This is a genomic window from Mycoplasmopsis caviae, assembly GCF_024498215.1.
Lineage (GTDB): Bacteria > Bacillota_I > Bacilli_A > Mycoplasmatales > Metamycoplasmataceae > Mycoplasmopsis > Mycoplasmopsis caviae.
Genome location: NZ_CP101806.1, coordinates 1,025,181 through 1,039,372, shown reverse-complemented (window position 1 = coordinate 1,039,372; position 14,192 = coordinate 1,025,181). Strand labels below are relative to the sequence as shown.

Annotated in this window: 14 protein-coding genes and 1 pseudogene; all 15 read left to right on the top strand. The window is 28.3% G+C overall.

Features of this window, described 5'->3' with window-relative positions; translation table 4 throughout:
* Positions 1-45 precede the first annotated feature (45 nt).
* The 15 genes and pseudogenes from NPA07_RS05725 (at position 46) to NPA07_RS04940 (ending at position 14,119) form a co-directional block, all read left to right on the top strand.
* Entirely contained in the window at positions 46-225 is a 180-nt protein-coding gene (locus NPA07_RS05725; protein WP_408634434.1) for a hypothetical protein, read from the top strand.
* Positions 203-1,173: pseudogene (locus NPA07_RS05700) on the top strand (serine hydroxymethyltransferase). The gene NPA07_RS05725 and the pseudogene NPA07_RS05700 overlap by 23 nt, the downstream one beginning before the upstream one ends.
* Before the next feature lie 430 nt (positions 1,174-1,603).
* Positions 1,604-2,992 (top strand): BMP family ABC transporter substrate-binding protein, encoded by a 1,389-nt coding sequence (locus tag NPA07_RS05000; protein ID WP_164535718.1) that lies wholly within the window; start codon positions 1,604-1,606, stop codon positions 2,990-2,992.
* A gap of 86 nt (positions 2,993-3,078) precedes the next feature.
* Positions 3,079-4,677 (top strand): ABC transporter ATP-binding protein, encoded by a 1,599-nt coding sequence (locus NPA07_RS04995; protein ID WP_126118278.1) that lies wholly within the window; start codon positions 3,079-3,081, stop codon positions 4,675-4,677.
* Entirely contained in the window at positions 4,670-6,274 is a 1,605-nt protein-coding gene (locus NPA07_RS04990; protein ID WP_256553175.1) for an ABC transporter permease, read from the top strand. The genes NPA07_RS04995 and NPA07_RS04990 overlap by 8 nt, the downstream gene beginning before the upstream one ends.
* 38 nt (positions 6,275-6,312) lie before the next feature.
* The gene (locus NPA07_RS04985; RefSeq protein WP_256553174.1) at positions 6,313-6,669 is read left to right on the top strand and encodes a hypothetical protein; all 357 of its coding nucleotides are present in this window, start codon (positions 6,313-6,315) and stop codon (positions 6,667-6,669) included.
* A gap of 1 nt (position 6,670) precedes the next feature.
* Complete coding sequence (locus NPA07_RS04980) at positions 6,671-7,627, top strand: ABC transporter permease (protein ID WP_235659543.1); 957 nt, start codon at positions 6,671-6,673, stop codon at positions 7,625-7,627.
* 304 nt (positions 7,628-7,931) lie between these two features.
* Positions 7,932-8,585 carry a hypothetical protein gene (locus NPA07_RS04975; RefSeq protein WP_235659544.1) on the top strand — a complete coding sequence of 218 codons (654 nt, stop codon included), beginning with the start codon at positions 7,932-7,934 and terminating at the stop codon, positions 8,583-8,585.
* A gap of 172 nt (positions 8,586-8,757) precedes the next feature.
* Complete coding sequence (tig, locus tag NPA07_RS04970) at positions 8,758-10,263, top strand: trigger factor (protein ID WP_126118281.1); 1,506 nt, start codon at positions 8,758-8,760, stop codon at positions 10,261-10,263.
* A gap of 135 nt (positions 10,264-10,398) precedes the next feature.
* On the top strand, positions 10,399-10,929 hold the full coding sequence (locus NPA07_RS04965) for a tRNA (cytidine(34)-2'-O)-methyltransferase (protein ID WP_126118282.1): 531 nt from the start codon (positions 10,399-10,401) through the stop codon (positions 10,927-10,929).
* The gene (locus NPA07_RS04960; protein ID WP_126118283.1) at positions 10,917-11,636 is read left to right on the top strand and encodes a TrmH family RNA methyltransferase; all 720 of its coding nucleotides are present in this window, start codon (positions 10,917-10,919) and stop codon (positions 11,634-11,636) included. The genes NPA07_RS04965 and NPA07_RS04960 overlap by 13 nt, the downstream gene beginning before the upstream one ends.
* A 9-nt stretch (positions 11,637-11,645) precedes the next feature.
* Positions 11,646-11,906 carry an MAG0865 family DivIVA-related protein gene (locus tag NPA07_RS04955; protein ID WP_126118284.1) on the top strand — a complete coding sequence of 87 codons (261 nt, stop codon included), beginning with the start codon at positions 11,646-11,648 and terminating at the stop codon, positions 11,904-11,906.
* Positions 11,899-12,753 carry a ribosome biogenesis GTPase YlqF gene (gene ylqF / locus NPA07_RS04950; RefSeq protein WP_126118285.1) on the top strand — a complete coding sequence of 285 codons (855 nt, stop codon included), beginning with the start codon at positions 11,899-11,901 and terminating at the stop codon, positions 12,751-12,753. Before NPA07_RS04955 ends, ylqF begins: the two co-directional genes overlap by 8 nt.
* A 9-nt stretch (positions 12,754-12,762) precedes the next feature.
* The gene (locus tag NPA07_RS04945) at positions 12,763-13,194 is read left to right on the top strand and encodes a hypothetical protein (protein ID WP_126118286.1); all 432 of its coding nucleotides are present in this window, start codon (positions 12,763-12,765) and stop codon (positions 13,192-13,194) included.
* A 217-nt stretch (positions 13,195-13,411) separates the two neighbouring features.
* A complete protein-coding gene (locus NPA07_RS04940) occupies positions 13,412-14,119 on the top strand; it encodes a purine-nucleoside phosphorylase (protein WP_126118287.1) in 708 nt (235 codons plus the stop codon).
* Positions 14,120-14,192 lie beyond the last annotated feature (73 nt).

The window sequence follows — 14,192 nt, the reverse complement described above, 5'->3', positions numbered from 1 at the left end:
TTTTTAAAAAAGTGAAAATTTTTTATCTTGCTTATTTATAGGTAAATTGGTAAAAAATTACGAAAAAATGTCAAAGTTAAGAGAAGATATTATGGTGGATGTGAAAATGTTGATGTTGTTGAAAAATTAGCCATTGAGAGAGCAAAAGAATTATTTAATGTTAGATACGTTAATGTTCAACCTTATTCAGGTAGTGTAGCTAATGCACTGCACTTGCATCACTAGCGAATCCAGTGAAAAAATTATGGGGCTTTCTCTTGCTTCAGGTGGACACTTAACTCATGGATATAAGATTTCATTTAGTGGTTTTTATACAAAAGTGTTTCATATGATGTTGATGAAAACGGACTACTTGATTATGATGTTATTAAAGAGTTAATTATTAGAGAAAAGCCAAAAGTAATTATTTGTGGTTATTCTGCTTACTCAAGAATAATAAATTGAGTTAAATTTAGAGAAATAGCCGACGCTTGTGGCGCATATCTAATGGCTGATATTGCACATATTTCTGGTTTAATTATCGCTGGAGTTCACCCAAGTCCAGTACCTTATGCAGATATTATCACAACTACAACCCACAAAACTCTAAGGGGAGTAAGAGGCGCAATTATAATGACTAACAATGATGAATTAAACTAAAAAATTGATCGTTGAGTTTTTCCTGGATATCAAGGCGGGCCACTATTTCATGCAATAGCAGGCAAAGCAGTTGCTTTTGGCGAAGCACTATTGCCCTCATTTAAGGAATATGGTAAGTGTGTTGTTGAAAATTCAAAAGAATTTGCACAAGCATTTTTAGATAAAGGCGTTTCAATTGTTTCGGGTGGAACAGATAATCATTTATTTACAATTAATGTTTACAAAAGTTATGGGATTTCAGGTAAGGATGCTGAAATGTTGTTGGGTAAATTTAACATTACTGTTAATAAAAATACAGTTCCTTTTGACACATTAAGTCCAATGGTTGCAAGCGGAATAAGATTAGGAAGTGCAGCAATGACTTCAAGAAAGTTTTCTAAATGAAACCAACTTGCACAAATTATTGACACAATTTTAAGAAGTCATAAAACAATTTTAGAAAATAAAACACTAACATATAATCTAAAAAACAAGTTAAAGTGCTTACAAAAGAATTTCCAATTATTACAGTTTATAGATAATATAATGAGCTAGGAATTGCTGTTTTTATAGCATTTTGGTTTTTTATTTTTTAGCAAAATATAAATACTTATTGACTATACTTTGATAAATACATCATTAAAATTTGTCGCTATTTTATTAGAACTAATGCATTTAGGAAAAATGCATAAACTAAAATGAACTAAAGTAGCTAATATATGATCACATATAATTTATTTTTTCTTATTAATCCTAATAATAGAGAGATTGGGAACAATAAAATATAAATTAGTGAATTAAAATATAACCAATTACAAAAGTAATTTTAGTTTTAATACATATGTTATTTTTTCCATTTTATACACTTAAAAACGTCGAATAATTAAGGATTATTTATAATTTAACTATGTTCTTTTTATTAGTATTTTGTATTAAATAACTTAAGAACATGAAGAACACATTAACTATATTTAAGGAAGATAATATGTCAAAAAAACTTTCATTGAAAGCTATTTCAATTCTAGGAACAGCAGCAGCATTTACACCAATTATGTTATCTGCTGGCTGTGGAGAAACAAAATTTGAAGAAATTGTAGATAGTGATGGTATTAAAACACTTAAAACACTAGCTGATATTAAATCAATTAAGAATATAAAACTTAAGGATGGTTATACTATTGAAAATGCACCTAGAACAATATTTATAACAGATGAGGGTAATGTTAAGGATAAATCATTTAACCAATCAGGTTGAGAAGCACTTCATAAGTTATCTTATGAATTAGGACTTAATGGACCAACTGTTAAAAGAGGTTTACACAATTCATATGTTGAACCAAAAGACAATAAGTTAATTGACGCATATAAAAACGCAATCAATAGTGGCTTCAAGTACTTAGTTCTTAACGGTTTTACTCATGGAGATGCATTGTCAAAATTTTTAAAAGATGATAAATATGTAGAAATAATAAGAAAGAACAAGATTGTATTTATTGCAACTGATTTTGATGCAAAAGCTCAATTTGATGAATTTAATAAAGATAAAGAAGAAAATGAAAAACTTAAAGGCCATTATATTTCATTATTGTTTGAAACAAAACAAGCTGGTTTTATGGCAGGATATGCTATTTCTAAATACCTAGGTGAAAAATATACCGAACCTGAACAAAAAACAGTTGGTACTTTTGGTGGTATTCCTTATCCAGCAGTTACTGATTTTATTGAAGGTTTATTTAAAGGAATGATTTATTGAAACGAAAAGAATCCAGATAAAAAAGTTAAATCATTTGCTGATACAATTAACTTATCAACAAACTTTAAAAGCAATACAGCAATTTCTAAAAAGGCAGTTGAAGGTATTCAAAATGCACAAGTTGTATTTCCAGTTGCTGGTTCGATTACTGCTGAAATGCGTAATCAAATGAAAACCGTCAAAAAAGAAGGACAACTTATTATTGGTGTTGATGCTGACCAAAGAAAAGCATATGATAAAAAAGCACCATTCTTTACTTCTGTAACAAAGAGTGTTGGTCAAGCAATCTATACTGTGTTAGCTGAATTATATTCGACAGGCGGCACAACAATTGTATCTGGTTTTGTGGAAGGTATGTCTGATCCACAATCAACTCCTCTAGTTTATAACAAAGATGATGTAACAAAATCATTTGTAGGTGTTGCACCTGCAAGTATACTAAATGCTTATGGTGAAGAAGAACAAAAGAAGGCACAAGAAGCACTAGATGAGGGCGTTAAGAAATATTTAGACGATAAGACCGAAATTGAAAATAGATTAACAACAGTTAACCAATCAATGATTGAAAATGGTAATACAAGCAAGTATATCAATTATCTTGCTGCTGAAACAAGAAAATAAACTTAGTATAATATAACTAAACTAGACACTAAAAGAATAACTTTTAGTGTCTTATATTTATGAATAAAATAATAGAAAGGAGAAATATGGAAACACAATATGCAGTAGAATTTGAACACATTACAAAAGATTTTGTTGGTATTCGTGCCAATGATGATGTTACATTCAAAGTTAAAAAAGGTACAATTCATGCTTTAATTGGTGAAAATGGTGCTGGTAAGAGCACTTTGACATCAATTTTATTTGGTTTGTATGAACCAACGATGGGTTCTATTAAAATTAATGGCAAAACAACCATTATTAAGAATCCAAACCAAGCTAACGACCTTGGTATTGGAATGGTTCACCAACATTTTAAACTTGTTGATGTTTATACAAATTTAGAAAATGTAATAATGGGTTCTGAATTTACCTTACCAAGACTCAATTTTCTAGATAAAAGTATAGCTTCAATAAAAATCAAAGCAATTCAAGATTTATATAATCTTAAATTTGACTTAAAACAACAAACATCAAAAGCATCAGTTGCAACTCAACAAAAAGTTGAAATTATGAAAATGCTTTATAGAGATGCTGATATTTTAGTTTTTGATGAACCTACAGCCGTTTTAACAGACCAAGAAATCAAAGGTCTTCTTGAAACGATGAAAGTTTTTAGAGAAAATGGAAAGACAATCATATTTATCTCACACAAATTAAATGAAGTTAAAGAGGTTGCTGATGAGGCGACAGTTATTCGAAAAGGTAGAGTAATTGGCACATTTGATGTAGCAACAACATCTATTGAGCAAATGGCTGAAGCAATGGTTGGTTCAAAAGTTGTTTTACCACTTAATGATGGTAAAATTGCTAATCCAAATTCTGAGCCAGTATTAGAATTTGAAAACGTAAATGTTAAAGCTAATGTTTCACTCCATGATGTTTCGTTTAAAGTTAGACCTGGTGAAATTTTAGCTTTTGCTGGTGTTGAAGGTAATGGACAAGAAACACTAGAAAAAACAATATATGGATTATTAAAACCTAAGTCTGGTTCAATATTTATGAATATTAAAAAAACTGTTAAGAATCCAGAAACAAATAAAACAGTTGAAAAAGTTGTTAGAACAGACATAGCAAAATGAGGCGTTAACAAAAGAAATAAAGTTTCTAAAATTAATGTTGTTCCAGGTGATAGACATAAATATTGTTTGGTTCTCGACTTCAATATTGAAGATAATTCAATTCTTAGAAGACTTAACTATAAGGAATTTGCACCCTTTGGACTAATTAATTTTAAGAAGAAAAGAGATCTTTTTAAAGAAATTGAAGTTGATTTTGACGTTCGTGGAACAAATGACGGTATATCACTTGCTAGATCGCTTTCGGGTGGTAACCAACAAAAAGCAATCGTAGGTCGTGAAATGGCCACTGAGCATGAATTATTATTAATTGTTCAGCCAACACGTGGGCTTGATGTTGGGGCGATTAAATTGATTCACTCAAAAATAATTAAAGAAAAAGAAGCAGGAAAAGCTATTATTTTAATCTCATATGAATTAGATGAAGTTTTAGCTCTTGCAGATACAATTGCTGTCATTAACTCAGGTAAAATTCTTAGTGTAAGACCATCAAAGGAATACACAAGAGCAGAAATTGGTTTATTAATGGCTGAAACAGTCAAAAAAGGAGAGGAGAAAAATGCATAAGCAAAAGACTCAACAGGAAAAGAGTAAAAGTTTAGTTGACAAATTAAATGATAAAATTTCATCTTTTTTAAGAAAACTTTTCCTTTCTGAATCGACAGCAACAGGCATAAGAAGATTACTAAATACGTTATGAGCAATTGGTTTATCATTACTTATCGGAACAGTATTCTTATCATTTTATAATTTAAATCCATTTGAATATCTATATATCTTATTTAGTAAAGGTGCAACAGGCGAGTCACAATCATTAATGTTGATAATTATCGTTTATGGTCTTGCAACTGCTGGTGTAAGTTTTTCATTTAAGGCGGGATTCTTTAATATTGGTGTTCCTGGTCAAATGATGTTAGGCGGAATTAGTGCATTAATAATCATTAATAAGTTAACACCTGTTGGTTCAAGCCTATATAAAAGTGATTTTAATTTAATATTAATTATGATATTTTCAGGTGTTTGTGGCTTTATGCTAGCAGCACTTGCAGGCATTTTTAAAACATTTTTTAAGATTCATGAGGTTGTTTCAACAATATTATTAAACTGAATAGTTGTTGCACTTGGAGAATACTTTTTTGTTAATTATCCTCTTCCACATCCAAATAGTACAACAGGTAGTTATTCAATAGGTTTACGTGGAATATTTCATCCTGCTAACTTTGTTGTATGAGGAATGATATTATTTATTCTAATTGCAATTGTACTTTTTGTTATTATGTCATTTACAACCCTTGGCTACAAGATTAAGATGAATGGTATTAACAAGAATGCAAGTGAATATTCGGGTTCAAATCAACATTTGTTAACTATTTTATCTCTTGGATTTTCAGGGTTCTTAGCAGGAATTGCAGGTTTTGTTTATTTTGCTGTTAAAGAAACAAAATATACTGTGACAGTTCTAAGTCAGCCCTTATCACAAGGTTTCAATACAATTCCAATCGCTTTAATTGGTCAAAATAATCCAATTGGTATTATTTTTTCAACAATTTTTTATTCAATAATGGATAATGGTCAAACATTTATTTCTGATGAATATTCATCAAGCGGAGTTAAAGAAGGTGGACTAGACATTATATTTGGTATTATTATTTATACTGCAGCGTTATCTAGCTCGTTTTCAAATTTTAGACCTATTAATATATTAAGAAGAGCTATTGCTTTAAATACTCAAAGTATTTATAAAAGAGAAAAGGCTAATGTAAAAGCAAAAATAAAAGAATATAAAGAAACTTATAAGAAGAATTTAGTTGTTGCCAAAGAAAATTACAACAAGAACAAGCCACAATTTGCTAAAATAAAAGCACAAATTAAAGAACTTGATAATTCTGTATTATTAAAAATTGGTAAAAACAAAAATAAAATGAACTCCAAGGAAGTGGAGACATTATTCCAAAATGTTGCTAAACAAAAATTAGAATTAAAACAAAAATTAGACCAATTGGGATACAATGAAATTCATGACCTTAAAAATATCTATCAGGCAAGCAAAATAAAAGTTCTTTCAGAATTTAGACTAAAAAAAGAAGAATATATCAATGAATTCAAATATATTTTCTGATACAAATATTCAATATTCAGTATACAAAAAATAAAATTCACTTAAATAATTTATTTAAATATGTACAATCCGAAAAAGAAAAAATGGAACAAAAAGTTAAAATTGGCTTAATGAATGAAGATTTAAAAAATCAATACTTCGAAAACTTTGATAGAGGTTTGGAATTAGCAAAAATAGAATTTAACAATGAATTTTTTATGCTTAGAAATCAATATCATTCAGCCAAAAAGCAATTTAATTCAGAAAAAAATAGTGATAAAAAAGAAGAATTAAAAATTAAACTTGTTGAATTAGCACAAAAGTGTAATCAACAAGTTAGGGCATTTAAGAAAAATAACAGTGAGATTTACAATGATTTAATTAAAACAACAGATAGAGTTAAATCTCTTGAACATTATTCAAGATTTAGAGAAATAACTAAACTTATGGAGGTAAAATAAAATGATGGATATTTTAGAAACATCAATTCAAAATGTTTTTTTCTATGCTATTGTTTTAGGCCTTGCAGCAACAGCTGGTTTATTTAGTGAACGTGCCGGAATTGTTAACATTGGTATTGAAGGAACAATGGCAATGGGCGCTCTCGGTTATGCAGCAGTTGGTAAAAGTTTTGGTGAGACAGAAACTCCATATTTACAATTTGTGCTTCTAATTGGTGCTGTAATTGGTGGACTTTTATTTAGTTTAATTCATGGTTTTGCCACAATTATATTAAAATCCGAGCACACAATTTCTGGTGTAGCATTAAACATTCTTGCAGTTGGTGTTGCATCAGTATTTTGTTCAAAAGAAGTATTAGGGGATGCCCAACAATTAGTTTCGTTTAATGTCCAAGAGTTATCACTTGCACCAACAGGGTTCAAAAATATAATTAGTTTGAAATTATTTATATTTATTGGAATAATGGTCTTAGCATTTGTAATGTTAAAATATTCAAAATGAGGGCTAAGATTTAAAGCTGTTGGTGAAAATCCCCAAGCCGTGGACGTCGCAGGTATTAATGTCTATAGTTATAAATGACAAGGTATAGTAATTTCAGGTATTTTAGCTGGCTTGGCTGGTGGAATATTTGTTCAATCAACAAGGGGTTTTAATGGTTCAGTTAGTGGACTTGGTTTCTTAGCACTTGCTATTATGATTATGGGACACTGAAACGTTTTATATGTTTTTATATGCTCGTTTATATTCTCAATATTCTATTATATGGCTGTTCTAGCAAAGGATGCACCAGCATTCAAAACATTTTCTGAAGGTTTCTTTAAAAAAGACTTAACAAATTATGGTGCTTTATTTGGAATGGTTCCATTTGTGTTTACATTAATATCGTTAGTTGCATTTAGCAAATTGTCTCCAGGACCTGCAGCTGCTGGTGTCAACTATGATAAATCTAAACGTTAAATTAATTTTCTTGAAACATCATTCATTTAATGGAATGATGTTTTTTTGTTAAACTGCAAAATTTAATTGTGGGTTTTGTACCTGTTGTGAAATGTTCAAGGTCATATTCATTGAATTTTCTTATAAGCCTTTTTTATAGATTTTTTAGTAAAGAATGTTAAGTTATACAAAAACAAGCGAATTTGTTTGTTAGTTAATGATTATTTGAAAATTAATGTCGCCATTTAAATCATTTGGTATGAAAAACAAAAGGTGTATTTTTCAAAATGGAGTACCTTTAAATATTATGCTTTATAATACCTTTATGAATTTGAACAAAAAATACAAAAGAAAGTTTGTAAATATTATTTTATGAAAGTATAAAAAAATATCTAAGACTTCTCTTTTAATTTTCTTGATTACGACATTAGCTTTTTATTTAGCTTGATTTTTTGCTTCAATATTTGTTCCATATTTAGGATTTATATCATTAGGACCTACGCAAATTACTTTCTTATCATTCATTGTTGTTTTTGCAACATTTCATCTTGGTTTTATTGGAAGTTTCTCATGTGGTCTTGGTTTTGGACTTAGTTCGATGTTTGCAGCCTATATTTTAGGAGTTGTAAAGTATCAATATTTTGATATCTCTGTACTGCCTAGATTACTAATGTCACTAATTGTATATGCCTTATATATAGTACTTAATGTCAAAAAAGAGATAAGAATTTGAAAGTTTATATTAATAGCAATTATTGCGGCAATTTTAAACATTTCACTAACTCTGTCTTTCCAGCATTTACACAATAAATTATTCGGAAATTTAAAGAATTTGCTCCCAATTAAAGAATGGATTATTACACATCCTATTAACATAACTTGCGAACCTCTTATGTGTGGCTTTCTTGCAACTTCAGTCTACCCACTTGTAAGGTTTTTGAGAAAAAAATATATCCAAAGATCTCAATATCATTGATAAAAAATCAAACACACTAAATATGCTGAATTTTGTCAATAGTGTGTTTGGTTTTCTTAATTTTAAATAACTATTTCACTTTTCCAATTTAGATAAAATACTTTTTAAATCTAATTAATATAATAAAATTAAAATACATTATTAGATATTATATGAAAACATATTAAGGAGAATTATGGCTGATAATAACAAAAATGTTACTATTGATGAAAAGAAAAGCGAACTAACATATAAACTTGAAATCAATGGTAAAGAATGAGAAAAACTTTATGCAGAAACATTAGAAAAAAAAGTTAAAAGTATTAAAATTCCTGGCTTTAGACCTGGTAAAGCTCCACAACATGAAATTAATAAAAGAATTAATCCACTTGAAATTGCAAATGATGCAATTGACGCTTACTGAACTAAAAATTATGCTTCAATAAAAGAACAATTAACAAGTCAATATAAAAGATTAGCATTTATTCCACAAATGGAATTAAAAAACTTTGATCCGCAAAAAGGTGCAGAACTTGATTTGATTTTTCCACTTTTACCTGACTTTGAAAAAATTGAAATTAAGTCTCCTAAAACAAAATTTGAATTGCTAAAGGTTACAAAGAAAGATGTTGAAGATTTTATTAAACAATCACTTGAAAGAAATGCATTAATTATAACACTTGAAAAAAATGAAAAAACGAAAATTGGCGATTTCGTAACACTTAATTATAAAGGTTTTGTTAACAATGAACCATTTGATGGTGGAGAAGCACAAAATTTTGATCTTAAACTAGGTTCAAAAACATTTATTGATACATTTGAAGAACAATTAGTAGGCAAGAAAATTGGTTGAAAAGGCGAAGTAAAAGTAACATTTCCAAAAGATTATGGTGTTGATAAACTTAGTGGTCAACCAGCAATTTTTGAAGTGGAAATTGTTGATGCAAGAAGAAAAGAAAATGTTGAATTGACTGAAAAAAATATAAACTCAGTTCAATTACCGAAAATGGCAAATGTTAAGAACATAGATGATTTGAAAAAAGAAGTTAAATTGACACTTGAAATATCATCTCTTGATGAATCAATTGAAAAATTCTTTGAATTGCTAATTGATGAATTTCTTGAAAAGAATAAGTTTGAAGTTCATAAAATATTCGTAAAGGATCAAGTTAAAGAAGCTCTTTCTGAGGTTGAATCAAACTTAAAACGACAAAAAGTTAAATTTTATGAATATCTTAAGCTTTTAGGCAAAACTAAAGAACAATTTATAGATTTTTTAACCAAGGATCAAATTAATAAGGTTAAGCACCAAACAATTAGTAATCAAATTTTTAACTCAGTTGAAGCAACATTTGAAAAAGAAAAATTTGAATCTAGAATACTTTCAATCGCATATAGTATGGGTTTTGAACCAGATATTATTAAAAATGCATTTTTTGATGAAAACGGGAAAATTACCAAAGATGGCGATGTTATCAAGAAGCTAGAAACATTTGTTGTTTTGGAAACAATTTTAGCTAAGTATGATAAAGAAGGTTTTGCTGAATATTCAAAAGCAAAAGATGAGTTAACTAAAATTTTAGATAAGAAAATTAAAGAATATTTTGCCAAAGATAAGCAAGAAGAAACTAAAAAAGACGAATCAAAAGATAAACCTAAAACTGAAAAAAAGACAACTAAAAAAGCAACAAGCAAAAAATAATACTAATAATTACTATATACAATTTAATAATTAATCAGGCACAGAAGCTTGATTTTTTTATTAACCCTGCAAAATACTTATTCATTATTAGCAATATTTGTATTAAAATTAATTTATTAATTTAAGGAGTTCAAGATGCTTAATATTGTATTATTTCAACCTGAAATTTCACCAAACACAGGAAATATAATAAGAACTTGTTTTGCACTAGGTGCAAAGCTTCATATTATTAAACCTATTGGTTTTGATCTTGATCCTAAGTATTTATCAAGGCCAGCAGCAGGACGCTTGCTCAGCGATATTGAACATGAAATTCATTCATCATATAATGATTTTTATCAAAAATATAAAAATAAAAACATTTATTATTTGACAAGATATGGTCTCAAAACATATACAAGTGTAAATTTCAAAAAAGAATATAAAAGTAATAAAGAAATTTGAGTTATGTTTGGTAAGGAATCAACTGGAATTGACAAGGAAATTTTGCAATCTAATTTAGATAATTGTCTTAGAATTCCAATGATGAGCGAAATGAGATCAATTAATTTAGCTAACACCGTTGCTATTGTGGGTTATGAAATTATGAGACAGTTAAACTTTAATAATTTAAGTTTATATGAAGTTCAAAAAGAAAAGGATTTTTTATTGAAATGGAAAAAATAGTAATTTCAAGTGTTAATAATCCTAAAATTAAGCATTTAAAACAGATTCAAAAAGACAACAAAAGTGATTACTTTTTAGTTTCAGGTTATCATTTAGTAAATGAAGCTTTGGCTAAAAATTTAGTAGTTGAAATATTTGAATTAGAAAACAAAAACACCTATAAAACAGCCACATTAGTAAAAGAAAATGTACTCAAAAGTATTTCTAATCTCTTACATCCAGATGGCGTTGTTGCATTATGTATAAAGCCTAATCATAAGATTGGCAACAAAATAATTTTACTTGATAATGTTCAGGATCCAGGTAATGTTGGAACCATAATAAGAAATGCAGCATGTTTTAACTTTGACACAGTCATATCAAACGTTAACTTCTATAATGACAAGGTAATTAGAGCAACACAAGGTGCATTATTTAGTATCTCACTCATTAAGGAAATAAATAATGAAGCACTATTAAGAGAATTGAGCAAAAACGGTTATTACATTATAGCCACATCCCTTGAAAAAGATTCTATTAAGCTCGATGAGTTAAAAATTAATAGCAAAAAACTTGTAATAATTTTAGGTAATGAGGGTAGAGGAATTAGCAAAAATTTATATAAATATTGTGATCAAAAAGTTTATATTCCTATTGAGTTTGAAAGCCTTAATGTAGCTGTTGCTAGTGGAATAATACTAAATAATATATATAATAATAAGAAATAAGAGGCAATTATGAAAAAAATAGAAAGCGAAAAATTTTTTAATAAAAATTTTACAAGAGAATTAAATGGATACAGTGTTCCAGAAGTTGATTCATTTATAGATCAATTATGAAATTACATAAAGGATCTTGAAAGCGAGATTGAATCACTTGAAGAAGCAAGAAACAGCGAAAGACAAAGATTAAACAACAAAATCATTGAATTAGAAAACAAACAATTTAATGATTTAATTGACACAAATTTAAGAAAGAAAATTAAAAGCAATGAGTAACAGTGAGCAAACATTAATTAATTGATATCCGGGGCATATGGCTAAAGCTATGCGTGAGATAAAGGAAAATGCAAGTTTAGCTGATATATTTTTAATTGTCCTAGATGCTCGAATTCCAATCAGCAGTTACAATGAAGACTTTGACAAAATAGCACCTCAAAAACCAAGACTTTTTGTTATTACAAAAAGTGATTTGATGGACAAAAATAAAAAACAAAAAATTCAAAAAAGATTTCAGGGTGAAAAACTCTTATGACTTGATCTAAGAGTTGCTAAAAGTAGAAATCAAATACTTAGCCAACTTAAAGTTTTATCACAGGCAAAAATAAAAAGAGATAAAGAAAAAGGCTTTTTAACAAGTAATATTAAGGTTTTTGTTCTTGGAGTGCCTAATGCAGGTAAAAGCACACTAATTAATTTAATTAGTCAAAAAAAGAGTTTAAAAGTTGCTAATTATCCTGGTGTTACTCGTGTAAAAAAATGAGTCATAGCAGAGAATTTTTACTTTATGGATACACCAGGTATTTTGTTACCTAAACATGAAGACCAGAGTGCTGCTATTAAGTTAGCAATGATTGGCTCAATTGAAACAAATATCTTTCCAAAAAGATTTTTAGCAGAAAACTTTTTGAGGGTTTTAGTCAAATATTATCCAGAAAAAATTAGCAATGAATTTGGAATTAAAGTTGAACAAAGTGATGACTTAAGTGAAATTGATGCCTATAATCTTCTAGCACAAATAGCTGAAAAGCGAAATTACAAAATTGACAAAAAAATAGATTTTGAGAGAACATATAAATATATTTTAAATTGAGTGAGAGACCTTAGTAATATTACTTATGATTAGGAGAAGACTATGAAACAAAATATAGATTCTAATAACAAGAAGTATACTTTTGATCAAAAAGTTGACGCATATACTAAAGTATATAGATCTAATCTGCGCCACTTATCTATAAAGAACCAAATGAGCATTAAAACTTTTGGCTTGATATTTATCTTTATGGTTATTTTAGTAATTATTACATCAATTGCTTCAGTTTGACAAGCAAAAGCAGAATCGTCAAAAGTTTATACTATCTTATTAATAACACTAATTTGTGTTTTTTTAATAATGCTTGTTGTTTCACTTTATTATTTATGCTTACTTTTTGTTGAATATTCTCTTATTAAATCTATTGGTGACAATAAAGATGAAGAAGTAATAATTAAAGCTGTAAAAAAGTATGTTAAATTTGGACTTAAGAAGTATCCTGAAAAACAAATAAAAATGCTTGAAGAATTCTAAAAAGGCTATTTTATAGGCTTTTTAGTAAATTTGCATTACTGTAAAAATGAAATTTTTTCATTTTTTTGATATAAATGCAATATTTTTTATTTTAAAAAAGATAAATAAACAAATTTTATGTAATTTTTTTCATAAAAATATGTTTTTACCCAAAGGTACTGTTTTATAGTAGTATAGATTTATAATATATACAATATAAATCCGTAAGGAGAATAATATGCCAACACCTCATATTAGTGCACAAAAAGATGAAATTGCTAAAATAGTGTTAATGCCAGGCGACCCATTAAGAGCTGAATATATGGCTAAAAAATTTTTAAAGAATGCTAAATTAGTTTCTAGCGTTAGAAACATATTATTTTACACAGGAGAATACAATGGTAAATTAGTTACTATTGGTGCTAGCGGTATGGGTTCTGCATCAATAGGGATTTATGCTTATGAACTCTATAGCGTTTACGATGTTGATGTAATTGTTCGAGTCGGTTCAACAGGTTCATATATACCTGAGTTAAATGTTAAGGAACCTGTTTTAGTTAAACGAGCTTATGCTGATGGAACAGGTTTTGTTGAATTAATGCTCGGAAGCAAAGAACAGGAGAATTATCCTGACAAAGAAATCTTTAATAAACTTAAAAGTACAGCAAGCAAGATGAATATTGATCTAAAAGAGATCTCATGTCACTTAAGTGATGTTTTCTATGGTTTGAGATCACTTGAGGACACAATTAGAGTTACTAAATGTCAAACAGTTGACAATGAATGCTTTGCACTTTTTGCAACAGCACAAAGGTGCAATAAAAAAGCAGCTGCACTATTAAGTGTTTCGGAAAATATAGTTACAGGCGCTTCATTAAGTTCAGATGAACGACTCGTAGAATTTAGTACAATGTTTCTAATTGCACTAAATGCATTGACTCAATAGTGCTAGACTTATAGATGTAAAAAACACTTTGCTTTTTATAATTCTTATTTAACTAAAAGCCCTATAAAACAGG